The organism is Vibrio sp. Vb0598 (assembly GCF_033338935.1).
GTDB lineage: Bacteria > Pseudomonadota > Gammaproteobacteria > Enterobacterales > Vibrionaceae > Vibrio > Vibrio alginolyticus.
Genome location: NZ_JAWOTP010000003.1, coordinates 271,898 through 287,508, shown reverse-complemented (window position 1 = coordinate 287,508; position 15,611 = coordinate 271,898). Strand labels below are relative to the sequence as shown.

The following is a 15,611-nucleotide window of genomic DNA, read 5'->3' as shown; positions in this document are numbered from 1 at the left end:
GTGTTGGCTCACTCAACATGTAGGGACGCATGAATTATTAATCGTTTGCTTTAGAATTCCTTTAGGCGGAGTGACAAATGATGTGGTCAAAAAATGACGCGTATTGTGCAGATGCACAATATCACGACATTTTTGAGAGCCGAGTCGCAATATAAAGCTCCGCTAACCCCACAAAATTGGTAGTTGGTAGCCCTGTTATCTCGGTGATTTTCTCTAACCGATAGCGCAGAGTGTTCCGGTGAATAAACAGCATTTTAGAGCATTCTGTTACATTGCCATTGCATTCAAACAGTGCATCTAGGGTTTTCAATAATTGCCCAGATTTGTCTTTCTCTTTCAACCGTTTCACACCATCAATAATTTGTTCACCTTGCCAAATATCCGCCAACGGCGCTAACAGCACAGGCAAACGAAGTTCATCGAACAGGTACTTACGTTTCTCTGGGTAGAACTGCTTGCCAATGGCTAATACCTGTTTCGCGCTTTGGTATGACAACGCGACATCTTTAGGTTCATTAAACAGCTGCCCTAGCGCAATGTGAAACGTATGTGAATCGTGATCGCTTAAACGCGACATCAACTTATCAATGCGTTCACTTTCAACTTGGCTATCCCACTGCTTGGCGGAATGACACGGTTTCAACACCACAATTTCATTCACCGAGACAATCGCAACCAGGTTGTTACGCTCTGGGTATTCAAGCAGCTCAACAATATTGCGCACACTCTTCATGCTTTTCGAGGCGGACGGCGTCGAGACTTCAATCACCGTTGCCACCCGTGGTTGAGTAACATCGATAGAAAGACGCATCGCCCAATCTTTCAGCTCTTCATCGGTCAATTTGCCATTGATCCAAGCCAGAATAAACTCTTCACGATGACGTCTGTCCCACTGAAATTTTTCCACCAGCGCAGCTTGCTCGATTGTTAGTTCAGCGGTCATTTTAACCAGTTTTGCAAAATCTCGGATTTTCTCCGGCTCTCCTGTGACGCCAACAATACCGACCACGTCGCCATGTAATTTCAACAACATATTGATACCGGGTTTGACACCCTGCAACGTCAAACATTGCTGCTCATTAAGCTCTAGCGAATCGCCATGATTCAGCGCCAGTACCGCGCCATCATGCACTTGCCCAACACGTTTAGGGTCGCCACTGCCAATGATGATGCCTGCCGAGTTCATCACATTCACATTGTGACCAATGATGGACATGGTTCGATCAACAATTTGTTGTGCTAAAGCGTGGTCGAGAATCACCATTTCGAGTTTCCAAATTGACCGTTTAATCACTCAATAAATCACAAATGGCAAACTATCGCGATGCTGCGGTTCTAAATAACGGAAGCAGCTCAAAGCATTATCCAATTACCCATATTTAAAAAGTGGATTAAACCTTCATTTTTAGCAGCGGGTTATATACTTAGAACAAAGGTTACCAATGCATTCTTCACTGTGCATTGATGCCACTCGTCTACCTACAGAGGAGAGATCAACATGGAGTTACGGAATAAATCGGGGGAAGTTGCAAATATTGCTGATAACCTCACTTTGAAGGAAATCACAGAAATGGGCTACACCGTAGATTTATGCGATGAAGCATTTGCTCCTGGAGAGCATTGGAAAGCGGAAGGTAAAACGCAAGGTATGGGCGAGTATCCAGAGGAGTAAAAGTCCTGACGAACCAGCGTACAAAAGCGTTCCACAAACAGAAAAGCCGAGCGACTTAACGCTCGGTTTTTTACTTCTGAACTTCTTGAATAAACAAGCTCATCTCTTCTAGATAATTGCCGTTTGAGCATCCCCAGTCGGTGACCTCAATCAACTCTGTAACTAACTGTCCAGACTCATCATCTTGCACTCTCTGCACAAACGCTTCAAAACGTTCCAGTTGTGCCTGACTCTTAACGCCATGCACGGCATATTCTACAAGCAAGCCGTTGTACGTCTGCCAGCGCTGGTCGCCCGCAACATCATTGCTTAAAATCACAGAACACTTTTGTTGAATGCTTTCAACCGCATCATTTCTTGGTGGCGCGACTGTGGAACATCCAACTAAAATCGTACCTACCGCCAATAACGTAACTTTTGTCTTATTTATCATATCGTTTCCAACTGTATCGCCACGATATGGAAATCTTATTACACCTGATAAGGATCATCGATAGCGCACCGCAGATTAATTACTTAATAAACTGTAAACTCCATACCAGTCTTAACACTGCAAGCTCATAACTCCTATTAACTCACCCAAATGTAAACAAATAGTAAAATCACCTTTACGCGATGCAAAATCGACATATGAGATTAGCGTTCCTTTCTCGCGACCAAGCGTGCAATAATCAACTGTCTACATAACGAAACCATTTGAAGGATCAAAATGACCGCAACGGATTACCTCAACGACCTCAATCAACGTTACCTTGCGATTCACCGCACCAAAGAAGATTTCTTTTGGGAAACTTACATGGGGATCAGCGATGACCATGATGGCTCGACGCAAGCACAAACGGCATGGACAAGCTTTTTAAGCAACGCCGAGCAAATTACTGCCATCAAACAACAGCTTGAAGCCGCGGACTCAATTACCGACCCACAAGAGAAACAACAAACCATTACGGGTCTATCTGGTTGGCTGGCGATGTTTGAATCTCACGCTATCGAGGGCGAAAAAGCACAAGCGTTGAAAAATCAGCTCATTGCCTTTGAAGCTGAGCTCTTCGAGAAAAAACAGAACCACGTACAAACATTTACCGATGAGAACGGCGAGCAAGTAGAAGGTTCACTACCCGTATTAAGCTCAACCATTCGCACCAGCAATCATGAAGAAGTTCGCCAATCGGCTCATCAAGCGTTGCTGAACCTTGAACAATGGCTACTGCAAAACGGCTTTATAGAGCTGATCAAACTGCGCAACCAGTTCGCTCGCTCACTCGGTTATGCGACTTTCTTTGATTACTCCGTGCAAAAAACGGAAAAGATGAGCTCTGAACAGCTATTCGAGATTTTGGAAGATTTCGAACAACGCACGCGAGATGCGCATCTAAACAGCTTAGAAAACTTGGCGAAAGAGAAAGGCGCAAGCGCACTAGCAGGCTACAACTTTGTTTACTCATTCGCGGGTGACGTTATGCGTGACCTTGACCCATACGTGCCGTTCTCAAAATCTCTGAGACGCTGGGTAGAATCATTTGGTCGCCTAAATATTGATTACTCTGGTGCGACGCTAACGCTGGATTTACTAGATCGCAAAGGTAAGTACCCGAATGGGTTCTGCCACGGCCCTATTCCTTCTTTCTATAATCAAGGCGAATGGGTCGCAGCGCAGGTGAACTTCACCAGTAATGCCAAACCAGACCAAGTGGGCAGCGGCTACGATGGCATTAACACGCTGTTCCACGAAGGTGGCCACGCAGCACACTTTGCGAACGTAAAAATGAACGCACCTTGTTTCTCGCAGGAGTTTGCGCCGACGTCAATGGCTTATGCAGAAACTCAGTCGATGTTCTGTGACAGCCTGTTAACCGATGCCGATTGGCTAAAACAATACGCACTGGATGATGAAGGGAATCCGGTTCCTGATGAGATCATTCAAGCGATGATCAACAGCCGTCAGCCATTCAAAGCTTATGAAGAACGTAGCATCTTGGTTGTGCCATATTTTGAGCGCGCGTTGTATCAATTGAGCGATGACGAGTTAACGCCAGAGCGCATCACTAAGCTCGCTCGCGATTGTGAAAAACAGATCCTTGGTTTGGAATGCAGCCCTCGCCCACTGATGGCGATTCCACATTTGCTATCCGACGAAGCGGCTTGTGCGTATCAAGGTTATCTACTCGCGCACATGGCGGTGTATCAGACCCGTGCATACTTCCTTGAGAAGTTTGGTTACCTGACGGATAACCCAGAAATTGGCCCACTGCTGGCAAAACACTACTGGCACGCAGGCAATCACTTGTCGCACAACGAAACCATTGTCAGCCTGACTGGCGAAGGCTTCAATGCCAAATACCTTGCAGACGTGTGTAACCTGTCGCCAGAACAGGCATGGGAAGTGCAGCAGAAGAAAATCGACTCACTTGCGACGCGAGAGCGAGCATCAGTCGCTTCACTGAACGCCGCGATTAAAGTCGTCGACGGCAGTAAAGAGCTGGCAAGCAACGCCATCTCTGACGAACAAATGTGTGACGATTTTGAACGTTACATCGTAGAGACTTACGGTCGATAACACGCAGAAAGCCAGGAGCTCGCCTTCTGGCTTTTTATTCTTTAGCTAATGCAATAAGAAGGAAGAACCATGTACCAAGAAGTCATCAAATTTTGGTTCGAGGAGCTATCGCCCCAAAATTGGTTTGAAAACAACCCAGAACTGGACAAGCGTATTGCATCGCGATTTGCCTCGGTATTAGAACAAGCGGCTCGTTGTGAACTGTTTAATTGGCGTAACAGCGCACAAGGACGATTGGCCGAAATCATCGTCCTCGACCAGTTTTCACGTAATGTGTATCGCAACACCCAAAAAGCGTTTGCACAAGACCCACTCGCATTAGCATTGGCTCAAGAGGCAATTCGGTTAGGTTACGACAAAGAATTAGCGCCTGAGCAGCTAAGCTTTTTGTACATGCCGTTTATGCACAGCGAATCTCGCCTCATTCATGTCCAAGCTGAAAAATTGTTCCGCGCATCAGGGCTTGAAAATAACTACGATTTTGAGCTAAAACACAAAGCCATCATCGACCAGTTTGGGCGCTATCCTCATCGCAATGCGATACTGGGAAGAGAGAGCACTCCCGAAGAGTTAGCGTTTTTGCAACAACCTGGGTCAAGTTTCTAAATAACAATGAATAATGAGTTAACCATGAGAGACCACGCAGTATGCTGGCCATGCTTGCTAAAACTAGACGGCGACGATGAGCTGATCTACACGCATTCCCAGTCCGACTTAGACTCTGAATGCGAAGCCCTCATTTTTGGGCAAGATGATTACGTTATTGACTCAAATGGCAACACGTTTGAATTGAAAAACAATGGTTCGAACACCACTCTTTTACACCCAAAAGAACGAACGCTGTCCGTAGAAGAGGTTACGTCATTAATCCAATCGCATGAATTCAGCCTCGCGCAACGGTGTATTATCAAGATTCATTTCACCTCGGTGAGGCAAGCTGTTGAGGCCTTAGCTCACTAACTCAATCCCAACATGCATAGCATTAAGTAAAATTATCATTTTTATAATTTATGATAATTTCATGTAATCAAAATCACGCCATATACTCTCCCACATCGAAACAAGACAACGTTCAAACACACATGTTGGGAGCAAACAAATGAAAATGAATCATGTCGGTATTATGGTCGGAGATATGGACAAAGCGGTTGAGTTTTACACGCAAGCGCTAGGTCTAAAAGTCGTTATGGGCAACACGAAAGTGATTGAAGAACGCGAAACGGCAATTGGCAGAATGTGTATTGCGGTCTTTGGGGAAGGCTTTAAAGGCTTCAACATTGCGCACCTTGTGACAAGTGATGGCATCGGCCTTGAGTTATTCGAAATGAAAGAGCGTCAAGAGCGCCATGAAGTGGATTTTTCTCGCATCGGTATCTTCCATTTCTGTTTGCAGACAGACGATTTTGAAGGTGCTATCAAACGCACCGAAGCACTAGGTGGCAAAGTTCGCATGGACATCATGCGTTACCACCCAGAAGACGATAATAAGCCTGCGAAAATGGTTTACCTAGAAGACCCATTCGGCAACCTATTCGAGCTTTACTCACACACTTACGAAGAAACTTACGCTTCTGATTACGAGTAATAGCCCCATCCATATTCCAAAAGGCTAGCAATACGCTAGCCTTTTTTGTTTGCTTTGAGTTGCAGTGTTTCTGCACTCGCTCTAGCAAAAAAACATCTGGAATTTGATCATTTCTCTCACCACTTTTAAGGTCACTTTATACTTACCTCAACACAATGCAAAAAGGAGTGAAGCATGCCCACCAAAAATCCAATCGCCATCAAAGCGCTTGATCATGTTGTTTTAAGGACCTGTAACCTCGATGCTATGTTGCATTTCTATCGAGACATTTTGGGCTGCCCTGTCGAACGCGAAGTAACGGAACTTGGTTTAACTCAACTTAGGGCAGGTAACGCATTAATTGATGTAGTGACGGTAGACAGCGAATTGGGCCAACTCGGCGGTAAGCCACCAGTTCAAAATGGTCGTAATATTGACCATTTTTGCCTGCAATTGGCGCCTTTTTCCGAGGATGAATTACTGGAATATCTGCGTTCGAACGGCATTGAAACCGAAGAGTTTGCGAAACGCTACGGCGCACAAGGATTCGGTCGCTCACTCTATATTCATGATCCGGAAGGAAATGTCGTCGAGTTAAAACCTCAAGTGATTGATGAGTAAGCGAGTAAAAAACCTTGTTATATTCTGAAAATAACAAGGTTAACTTCTAAAATAATTATTGAAGTAAGAACATATTATTAAGTCAAAATTCTAGCTGGCTCACCTATTTCTTTTTCTCGCCACCATTGTTTATTTATATGTTCTTGATGAACGTAAAAACTCTCCCCCGGCATTGGCGTCAGCAGCGTTATATGTTCTTTTTGACAATGGGTAAGCAAATCTAAAATCGGTTCGTCCCAACGGTGAGTAAATAGCTCGTATGTAGCCCAATGCACGGGCAACAGTTTTTTCGCATTTAAATCGTGAAACGCTTGCACGGTATGGTGAGCCTGCATGTGCCCCCAGTTTTCGACCGGATAACCTTGGCCTTTCACATCGGCAGCCACTTCCAAACAGGCAATGTCGATTGGTCCACATCGCTTTGCGATCTCGGAAAAGTGCGAATCGTAAGCTGAATCGCCACTAAAATAGAGCGTCTCTTCTTTACCTTTGATGACCCAAGAAGCCCACAAGGTCGAGTTTTTATCGAAATAAGTACGACCAGAATTATGGTTAGCGGGCGTACAAATCAGTTCGATTCCGGCATAGTGCACGCTATCCCACCAATCGAATTCCACGATGTTGTCTGCGCAAACGCCCCACTTTATCAGATGCTTGCCAACCCCTAAGGGCACATAAAACGTCACGGGTTTATCGGCGTAGAAACGTATGGTCGATGCTTCTAAATGGTCGTAATGATCGTGCGAAATCACGATAATTTCAGGAATCGGCAAACAATCTCTGGCATGGGTATTGGGAATATTGCGTTCAAACCACGCTTTTGCGATGAACGGAGAAGCGTAATCAAATACCGGATCAGTCAGAATTCGAATGCCATCGACCTCCACCAGCATGGTGGAATGGCCCAGCCAAGTAACGCGCATCGATTCACTTCTCTGCGCAAACTGCGTAGGTTGAATTGGGAAATGTGGCAGATGTTCGTTAGGACTCAATGGCGTTCTACCACCAAGATAGCTCCAACACACCTGCCAGAATGATTGCGGGCTAGGGACATTTGGCATCTCGTTTTTAACGCGGCCGTTTTCAAATTGAGGCGAGTGGTAAACACGGTGCGCCGACTGCGCATGGTAGGTTTGAGGCGGAATCAGTGAACTTGGCTTTTGTTCACTCGTTAGGTATGTGCGCTTAAGTATCGTTTCAGACATATCGTAGTTTTGTCTCGCTTGCGAACGCTCAACAGTAGGTTTATTAAAACGTGCGTGTATGTCTATTTCGTGACCAAAATGAGGTGTAAGATGAAGATTCAGTTTCAATCAAACGTTTTCTATATTAAGGAAGCGGTTCTCAAACCTTCTGAATACTGCGTCGGTTTGAAAGGAGAAAACTATGGTGACTTGCAGCCAATACGATTTTATTGAAATCGCCTGTATGTTTAAGCTCCCGATCGAGATCACACTAAAAAATGGTGAAACTCATCAGGGCAACGCGTTCGACACAGGCTACGACATGCAGCGACAAGAGTGCTTGTTTTTAGATATGGATGGTGAGCACACCGCCTTCCCGACTGAACAATTAGTCGCAATGCGCGCGCTCAAAACCAATCCGCATTTTGAAGAAGTGACGTTTGAGTAAACGTCCTTCTTTCACTGGCACTGTCCAATAAAAAACGCCTCTCAAGCTGCCACAACTTGAGAGGCGTTCTCTTACACTATTCACCGGAACTTCATGTTATTCACGCGACCGAATGAAAACCAGCATCGGCATCATGATCACGAACATCACTCCCACAAGCTGGAAGGTGTGCACAAACGCGACCATTTGCGATTGCTGCTGCAACATCTGTTGGTATTGGTCTAACGCAACCGGGTCGGTAATAGAAAGCCCCTGATTGGCCGCCCAGTCATGCAAGTTAGGATTATAAGGATTAATACCCTCTCCCAGCGCATGCCATTGCTGCTGACTATCACGATATTGGAACGTGGTTGCGATAGAGATACCAAACGAACTACCAATGGTACGGAACAGATTGTAAATACTCGCCGCCGCAACAGATTGCTCTTTCGGAATCGTCAAATACGCCAAGGTGGATAGCGTCGAGAAGGTTAAACCAAGCCCCATCCCCTGAATCATACTCGGCATCACAATCCAAAATGTATCGATCTGCAGTGAGTATTGCGTCATCAAATAACTACCAATCCCGATGCAGCTTAAGCCAAAGACTATTTTGATTCTGGGATCGAATTGCGGATTGAGCTTAATCACCAAAATCAACATCGCCGCTGACGCCAACCCACGCGGTGCCATTAATAAACCAGTGGTTGAGACCGGATAATCCAGCAAGCTTTCCAACAGCATTGGTTGTTGAGTCGTCAGACCAAACATCGCCATCGACACCACGGCAATCATCAATGACGAGACCATAAGGTTTCGGTCTTTCAGTAGCCACAATGGCGCTATTGGACTTTTGGTTTTCCAACTGCGATAGATCCACATCACCAATCCCATGACTGCGAGCAATATCGCCGTCTGAATCATGCGTGAGTCGAGCCAGTCTTCTTCATTCCCTTTATCCAACACAAACTGCAACGCGCCCACACCTAACGCCATGTAACCGATGATCCACCAGTCAAAGTTAGGTTTGGATTTGTTGTCGATGTGGATATAGCGATAAATCAGAGAGGTACAGATCAAACCGAATGGCAAGTTGATGTAAAAAATCCAGCGCCAGTTAATGTTGTCGGTGATCACACCACCCACAACTGGGCCCAAAATAGGACCAAGCAAAATGCCGATGGAGAAAATTGCCATCGCTTTGCCTTTTTGCTCATACGGATAAATCTGCACTAACGTCGACTGCGCCAATGGAATCACCGACGCGCCGAAAGCGCCTTGGATAATGCGAAATAGCACCATCTCTTCAAGAGACTGTGCTTGCCCACAAAGCGCACTGGCAATCACAAAACCGATCACAGCAACCAACATGACTTTGCGTTCACCAAAACGCGACACCCAGAAACTGGTCATCGGAATGAAGATCGCTTCCGCCATACTGTAACCCGTCAACACCCACGTAATTTGGTCTGCCGTTGCGCCCAACGCGCCCATCATGTGCGATAGCGACACGTTCGCAACGGTCATATCGATTAACACCATGATGGCAGAAAGCATCACGGCGACGGTGGCAATCCCCCGTTTGTCTGCCGTAATTTGATGGCTCATTGCACGCTACTTTGCAAATCAATGGTGACTTCTGAGCTCGCACCCACGCGAAGTTGCGGCGCATCGGCCGGTACTTCTAATACCAAACGTACAGGGAAACGCTGTTTGATTTTAACCCAGTTACCCGTTGCGTTTTCTGGTGGCATCAAGGAGAACGATGTACCACTCGCAGGCGATAGTTGTTCTACCGTTGCTTTCCACACCACGTCTGGGTACATATCAATCACCACATCCGCATGCATGCCAGGTTTAATATGAGTAAGATCGGTTTCTTTAAAATTCGCGCGTACCCAATAGCTGTCTTTTAAAATCACAGGGAACAGCGTTTGACCCACGCTAACGACCGAGCCTACGTGCGTATTGATTTCACCGGCAATGCCATCCACTGGTGACGTAATGTCGGTGTAACTCAAGTTCAGCTCCGCTTGCGCTAACTGTGCCGCCGCTTGTTGAACAACCGCAGCCTCTGCGCCTTCTTCACCACGGTTCGCAATGGCTTTTTCTACCGTCGCGCGCGCTTGCTCTAGGCTCGCTTGAGCATTGGCTAGTTTGTTTTTCGCCGTATCTAAATCTTGGTCTGACGCCAGTTTGCGTTTCACTAGAGAATCCGTACGTTTGTACTCTACTTGCGCTTCTGTCAGGTTAGAGCGCGCCGCATCTAAGCCCGCAACGGCTTCAGTTACCTGCTTATCGGCAACGTCATGTTGCTGGACCGCCAATTGGTATGCCGCTTTTGCTTGCTTCACTGCCAACAAATATGGGCGTGAATCTATCTTCAGCAGTAGGTCACCTTTGTTAACGGATTGGAAATCTTTAACATCCACAGAAACCACTTGGCCTTTTACCTGAGGCGCTACCGACAGAATTTTTGCCCTAACGTAGGCATCTTCCGTGCTTGGGTGACTGTCTGAATACTGCCAAGACCAATACATCGCACCAAATGCGATAACACAGAGAGTAAAGAAAAGAGTTTTTACCAGCTTAGATCTGGAGGAGGAATGCTTTGCGATGTCGTCGCTCATTTATATTGTCCACTTGTTCAATTATGTGATCAGTGTAGGACTTTTCGATCTTCCGACAATAAAATGATCTGCAAGGTAAAGATCCAATTTTGCATGTTGCTAAGTGGAGTAAATGATGTGCAATCAAAACGAGGATAAAAAAGAGGGGCAGTCCCCGTAACCGCCCCCAAAGTCATGCCAATAATAGTAATGTGCGTGTAACTACTGGTTTTTCTTAGAACTTGTAACCGCCGCTGATCATAAATACCCAAGGGTTAATTTTGACGTCGGTTTTTTGCTTCTCTCCACCTGCTTTGTAAGTTGCTTCTGTTTCAATGTTTGCGTACCACGCAGCAGCGTTGAGGAACCATTGATCGTTGATCATGTAGTCCACACCAATATTCGCTGCTAGACCGAATGAGTCATCCAACTTAAGATCTGAAAGACCAGCGCCTTTACCCGTGCTATTGAAGCCCTCATCAAAGAACATGGTGTAGTTGAGACCTGCACCCACGTATGGACGGAACTTACTTTGTGGCTCGCCAAAGTAGTACTGCACCATAAGCGTTGGTGGAAGGTGTTTGGTGTCCGCGATATCACCAAGACCTAACAAGTCTGTTGAAATATCGTGGCTGAATGGTGTTGCTGCTAGAAGCTCTAAACTGATGTTGTCTGTAAACATGTAGCCAAACGTCAAACCAAGCTGCGTATTTGAATCCACTTTCAATTCTTCTTGAGAACCAAGAATCTTATCGCTGCTGTCGTTTGGAACGACAGACGCCGCACCAACACGAAGAACGAAGTCACCTTGTTTATGAGCGAAAACACTTGGTGACACGAGTGCAGCAACCACTGCTAGACTGCAGATTGTTTTTTTCATTTTTATTTCCTTTCGTAGGGCTTCGTTATGTCGTACCCAAAGGGGTGCCTGCTAACTGATCTGAGATTTCAAGTAAACTCAGCGCCTTGAAGCACACGGGTATCTATATCTTTTTGAGCTGTGCGCAATCTAGCACATAGAAACCCTACTATTTTGATGGAAATCAATTTGTGAAAAATATAGGTTTTTTGTATGGAGAAACGCCATACCGATCAACAAATTATGCAAATCGGATACAATTCTGTAATGCAAACTGTGCGTGTGAGTTGCCATGCATACCCATAAATGCGAATCCTCTCGTTAAGGCTCGTAGCCAGCAAAAACTTTCTTCTTCCTCTACGTCTTCTATTTTCAAAAAACAACCCACTTAAAACGCTCGTTTGACCCCTTAAAATCGCGATTTGAGGGGTTTGTAAAACACTGAAATACAAGAAGTTATTTTTCTGGAAAATCAGTCACTTGGAGTGCTAGTCTGCTCGCAGCTAAGGAGAAGACATGTTAAAAACCGATCTCATTTTTGAACGAGAAAACTTTTCTCATCACGATTTTCAGAATGCCACCTTTAAAAACTGCCACTTTTATATGTGCAGTTTCGACCATGCCGATCTGCGCGATGCTAAGTTCATCGACTGTCGCTTTATCGAATCCAAAGCGCTAGAAGGGTGTAGTTTTCGCTTCGCGAACTTAAAAGATGCCAGCTTCACGAACTGTATGTTGGCGATGAGCCTGTTTAACGGCGCAAATTGTATGGGCTTGGAGCTGCGTAAGTGCGATCTCAAAGGGGCAAACTTCCAAGGTGCGAACTTTGCTAATCGCGTCAGTAACACCATGTTTTTCTGTTCTGCTTTTATTACTGGCTGCAACCTCACCTACTGTAACTTCGAGCGAGTGTTACTAGAAAAATGTGACCTCTTTGAAAACCGTTGGAACGGTGCGAACCTCGCAGGGGCAACTCTCAAAGGCTCGGATTTATCTCGCTGCGAATTCTCGCCAGAACAATGGGGAACCTTTAACGTTGAGCAGTGTGATCTGACTCATGTCGAACTGGACGGGCTGGATGTTCGCCGCGTTTCTCTGTTTGGTGTTAAAATTTGTGATTGGCAACAAGAGCAATTGCTTGCGCCTTTTGGACTGATCATTCTCTAAGGAAAGGCCATGAATCTTTTTAAAGACTTACCGAATAACCTCGACGAGGAAGTGTTCGAAGACCTGCTGACCCACAAAAACCTGCGTATAGAACGCATTGTCTCAACGGGGCAAACCTCGCCCAAAAGTGGCTGGTACGATCAAGAAGAACATGAATGGGTCTTGGTTCTTAAAGGAGCAGGTGAGCTGACTTTTGAATCAGGTGTCGTGCAACGACTTGAGGCAGGCGATCACGTTACGATTCCAGCTCATACCAAACACAAAGTGAGCTGGACTGACCCAACGCAAGAAACCATCTGGTTGGCGGTGTTTTATCAATAAACACAAAATGATCTTAAACCCAAAAATAGGCGCTGAGTTTGCTCGATACTACTAAGCCGTCACTGGCACTGTTTGATTTTGATGGCACCATCACCCGAGAGGATATGTTTAGCCTTTTCCTCCACTATTCTGCTTATGGCCTGCGCAAACGAGTAGGAAAGGTCGCTATCATGCCATTTTATGCGCTGTACAAACTCGGAGTGTTACCCGCTCGTGTTATGCGCCCTCTCAGCAGTTTTATTGCATTTTCAGGGAAAGAAACGCAGAAAATTGAAGCGATTGGCACTCAGTTTGCCCATGAAGTGATCCCGCTGTACTTACGGCCAGAAGCGATGGAAAGGCTTGCTTGGCATCAACACCGAGGCGATACCATCGTAGTGGTGTCGGCATCACTCAATGCGTATCTCAAGCCTTGGTGTGAGGCGAACGGTTACCACTTGCTGTGCAGTGAACTGATCTCAGAACAGCCAAAACTGAGTGGCTTTTACCAGCAAGGTGATTGCAGTTTAGAAAGAAAAGTCTCACGCGTGAAAGCGGCGTTTTCGCTCGACGAGTTTGCGTCTGTTTATGCCTACGGAGATACGCATGAAGACATTCCGATGCTCAAACTGGCAGACTACGCGATGCTCAACTGGAGCGAGTGGAGAGCAAGCGAATAACGATATGTGCTCTGATTTTCAAGACAGCCACTCAACCAAAGTGGTCGTTTTAGACTGAAAAAACAAACCCTTCTCACATGAGAAGGGTTTTATTGTTCAGGGCCCGAATAAATGGCTTAACGCCATACACCCCACTGACTCGTTGTGCCTGGTTCCTCACCAGACGTCCACCACTGGGCAGTCCATTCTTTACCGTTGTGCGTCACCACATCACCTTGGTTGTAAACGGCCGTCTTGTCCCACAAGTTGGTTGGTTCAACTGGTGGCGTGACATCCGCTTTGATCAGTGACAACGCATAACTGAAGTCTGCGCTTGGCGCTAATACTTGGTTCGCATTCACGTTGTTACTATCGAACATGTAGTGGCTCATCTCTTGATGCCAAATGCCCACGTACCAATCGCCCGTTTGCTGCGCATTAAATTGATCCGCAATTTCTGCCGCCCAAGTCGCCGTATTGTTTGCACTGATTGGTAGTGAAATATCGACAATTTCATTGCCTGTCGCATTAAACGTACGAAAACGAATGGTGTCACCCGCTTCTACTGGTCCGAAACCTTGCTGAACAAAGTAGCCCAGAGATGTCAGATTATTGCCCGGTTCGGTTGGATCAACAGGGTCAGTCGGTGGCGTCGTGCCCGTTCCGTTTAACGTAATGTCACTACAGTTGTAGAAACCTTCCCCAGCGACATCAATGCGCTGCCAACGAGTATAAAGCACCGCATCGCCGGAACGATCAGCAGGGAAAGTCACCTGAATACGGTAGCGTTTTTCCGCATCAACATACACATCACCTGCGGTGTCGATCAGCTCTAAATCACTCCAAGTAAGAGGCTTTGAATCATCATAAGTTGGCTTGGTGAGATAGAACTCCCAGTACGATGGGTTGTGCGGCGCTTTGCCGTAAAACACCAATTCAATCTGGTTATTTGCATCTGGCGTAACATTGGTGCGCTGCCAGTTTGGAGAAGGAAAGTTCAAGCCTTTCTTAGCGGCATCGCCAGCAGAACATAGCTCACCGTCGCGAACCACGGCTTTCACATGCTCCATATCTCGGTAATTTGGTACGTTTGCTGCAATTTCACTGCGCTGCACAAACGGGTAAGCACCAGATTCTTCAAAAGCCGCTTTACACGCTTGGTTAGGGATCTCGTTGGTCCAAAAACCACCGTCTAAATAACACGTATTTTGACGAGCACTTGGAAACTCTACCCAGCCATGGGCGTTGACGTTAAATGAGCTCAATGCGGCAACAGCGCTTAAGCTCAAAAGAGGAAGTGTTACATGTGATTTCATCGTTCATCCTTAATTTTGCTGACTCGCCGCTCTGAAACACAAGCGGTTTAAGCAAAACTAGCAGGATGGGATTATTTAGAAGGTGAGAATAAATATGGAAATTGTAAGAGTGCCATCTGCTTTCCAGCATTTGTTGTGAACCATTCTCATACTCGACTGACTCTTTCGAGTCACTTCAAATTCGTGCGCAACAAAACTGTCACTCTCGGTCGGCTAGCGTTCGTCTTTTGGTGTGTCCATCACCACCATGGTTGTGATCGACTTGACGTGTTCGCACTCACCCAACACATCAGCGTGAAACGCTTTATAAGCGGCGAGATTTTGCGTCTCTACGCGTATGAGATATTCGTTAGATCCCGTAATGTTGTGACATTCCACCACCTCGTTTACAAAACGCACATGCTCTTCGAAACCCAGCTGTGCCTGCTTAGAGTGCGAGGCCAAACCAATCGACACATAAGCGACAAAACCCACGCCAAGTTGCTGATTATCCAGTACTGCTCGGTAGCCTTTGATCACGCCTTTACGCTCTAAATCTTGCACTCGGCGTAAGGTTGCAGATGGAGATAAACCAACGCGTTCCGACAGCTCCACATTGGAGATTCTTCCGTCTCGTTTGAGCACTTGCAATATTCTTTCGTCAAATCTATCCATCATGATGTTTCATTGCTTATTT

Annotated in this window: 18 protein-coding genes; 10 read left to right on the top strand and 8 right to left on the bottom strand. The window is 46.0% G+C overall.

Features of this window, described 5'->3' with window-relative positions:
• Positions 1-121: 121 nt before the first annotated feature.
• Entirely contained in the window at positions 122-1,264 is a 1,143-nt protein-coding gene (locus R7Q38_RS05465) for a sugar diacid recognition domain-containing protein (RefSeq protein ID WP_005374330.1), read from the bottom strand.
• 234 nt (positions 1,265-1,498) lie between these two features.
• Here R7Q38_RS05465 and R7Q38_RS05460 point away from each other — a divergent pair, with 234 nt between their 5' ends.
• Positions 1,499-1,672, top strand: coding sequence for a hypothetical protein (locus R7Q38_RS05460; RefSeq protein ID WP_005374332.1), 174 nt, complete (start codon positions 1,499-1,501; stop codon positions 1,670-1,672).
• Between the two features lie 70 nt (positions 1,673-1,742).
• Here the strand turns inward: R7Q38_RS05460 and R7Q38_RS05455 are convergent, their stop codons facing one another.
• Positions 1,743-2,105 carry a hypothetical protein gene (locus R7Q38_RS05455; protein ID WP_017634365.1) on the bottom strand — a complete coding sequence of 121 codons (363 nt, stop codon included), beginning with the start codon at positions 2,103-2,105 and terminating at the stop codon, positions 1,743-1,745.
• A gap of 276 nt (positions 2,106-2,381) precedes the next feature.
• Between R7Q38_RS05455 and R7Q38_RS05450 the strand changes: the two genes are divergently transcribed.
• The 5 genes from R7Q38_RS05450 (at position 2,382) to R7Q38_RS05430 (ending at position 6,414) form a co-directional block, all read left to right on the top strand.
• Positions 2,382-4,229 carry a M3 family metallopeptidase gene (locus tag R7Q38_RS05450; RefSeq protein WP_239939070.1) on the top strand — a complete coding sequence of 616 codons (1,848 nt, stop codon included), beginning with the start codon at positions 2,382-2,384 and terminating at the stop codon, positions 4,227-4,229.
• Positions 4,230-4,298: 69 nt separating this feature from the next.
• On the top strand, positions 4,299-4,835 hold the full coding sequence (locus tag R7Q38_RS05445) for a DUF924 family protein (RefSeq protein ID WP_239939071.1): 537 nt from the start codon (positions 4,299-4,301) through the stop codon (positions 4,833-4,835).
• Positions 4,836-4,859: 24 nt separating this feature from the next.
• Positions 4,860-5,189 (top strand): DUF4144 domain-containing protein, encoded by a 330-nt coding sequence (locus tag R7Q38_RS05440; RefSeq protein ID WP_033907198.1) that lies wholly within the window; start codon positions 4,860-4,862, stop codon positions 5,187-5,189.
• 139 nt (positions 5,190-5,328) lie between these two features.
• Entirely contained in the window at positions 5,329-5,814 is a 486-nt protein-coding gene (locus R7Q38_RS05435; protein ID WP_005374344.1) for a VOC family protein, read from the top strand.
• 174 nt (positions 5,815-5,988) lie between these two features.
• Positions 5,989-6,414, top strand: coding sequence for a VOC family protein (locus R7Q38_RS05430; protein WP_017821017.1), 426 nt, complete (start codon positions 5,989-5,991; stop codon positions 6,412-6,414).
• Positions 6,415-6,491: 77 nt separating this feature from the next.
• Here R7Q38_RS05430 and R7Q38_RS05425 read toward each other — a convergent pair whose 3' ends face one another.
• Positions 6,492-7,619 carry an MBL fold metallo-hydrolase gene (locus tag R7Q38_RS05425; RefSeq protein ID WP_318114147.1) on the bottom strand — a complete coding sequence of 376 codons (1,128 nt, stop codon included), beginning with the start codon at positions 7,617-7,619 and terminating at the stop codon, positions 6,492-6,494.
• 181 nt (positions 7,620-7,800) lie between these two features.
• Here R7Q38_RS05425 and R7Q38_RS05420 point away from each other — a divergent pair, with 181 nt between their 5' ends.
• Positions 7,801-8,046, top strand: a complete 246-nt coding sequence (locus R7Q38_RS05420) for a Rho-binding antiterminator (RefSeq protein ID WP_239939207.1) — start codon at positions 7,801-7,803, stop codon at positions 8,044-8,046.
• 96 nt (positions 8,047-8,142) lie between these two features.
• Here the strand turns inward: R7Q38_RS05420 and R7Q38_RS05415 are convergent, their stop codons facing one another.
• The 3 genes from R7Q38_RS05415 to ompW all read right to left on the bottom strand — a co-directional run bounded on the left by R7Q38_RS05415 (position 8,143) and on the right by ompW (position 11,514).
• Entirely contained in the window at positions 8,143-9,633 is a 1,491-nt protein-coding gene (locus tag R7Q38_RS05415; RefSeq protein WP_054576495.1) for an MDR family MFS transporter, read from the bottom strand.
• Complete coding sequence (locus tag R7Q38_RS05410; protein WP_239939206.1) at positions 9,630-10,655, bottom strand: HlyD family secretion protein; 1,026 nt, start codon at positions 10,653-10,655, stop codon at positions 9,630-9,632. The genes R7Q38_RS05415 and R7Q38_RS05410 overlap by 4 nt, the downstream gene beginning before the upstream one ends.
• A gap of 214 nt (positions 10,656-10,869) precedes the next feature.
• A complete protein-coding gene (ompW, locus tag R7Q38_RS05405) occupies positions 10,870-11,514 on the bottom strand; it encodes an outer membrane protein OmpW (RefSeq protein ID WP_064354457.1) in 645 nt (214 codons plus the stop codon).
• A gap of 495 nt (positions 11,515-12,009) precedes the next feature.
• Between ompW and R7Q38_RS05400 the strand changes: the two genes are divergently transcribed.
• The 3 genes from R7Q38_RS05400 to R7Q38_RS05390 are packed head-to-tail and all read left to right on the top strand — an operon-like array spanning position 12,010 to position 13,640.
• Positions 12,010-12,660, top strand: coding sequence for a Qnr family pentapeptide repeat protein (locus R7Q38_RS05400; protein WP_005460782.1), 651 nt, complete (start codon positions 12,010-12,012; stop codon positions 12,658-12,660).
• A 9-nt stretch (positions 12,661-12,669) separates the two neighbouring features.
• Positions 12,670-12,981, top strand: coding sequence for a cupin domain-containing protein (locus R7Q38_RS05395; RefSeq protein WP_025522087.1), 312 nt, complete (start codon positions 12,670-12,672; stop codon positions 12,979-12,981).
• Between the two features lie 38 nt (positions 12,982-13,019).
• Positions 13,020-13,640 carry an HAD-IB family hydrolase gene (locus tag R7Q38_RS05390; RefSeq protein ID WP_033907205.1) on the top strand — a complete coding sequence of 207 codons (621 nt, stop codon included), beginning with the start codon at positions 13,020-13,022 and terminating at the stop codon, positions 13,638-13,640.
• Between the two features lie 116 nt (positions 13,641-13,756).
• Here R7Q38_RS05390 and R7Q38_RS05385 read toward each other — a convergent pair whose 3' ends face one another.
• Entirely contained in the window at positions 13,757-14,935 is a 1,179-nt protein-coding gene (locus tag R7Q38_RS05385) for a lytic polysaccharide monooxygenase (RefSeq protein ID WP_318114146.1), read from the bottom strand.
• A 213-nt stretch (positions 14,936-15,148) separates the two neighbouring features.
• Positions 15,149-15,589 (bottom strand): Lrp/AsnC family transcriptional regulator, encoded by a 441-nt coding sequence (locus R7Q38_RS05380; protein WP_031780811.1) that lies wholly within the window; start codon positions 15,587-15,589, stop codon positions 15,149-15,151.
• Between the last annotated feature and the right edge of the window lie 22 nt (positions 15,590-15,611).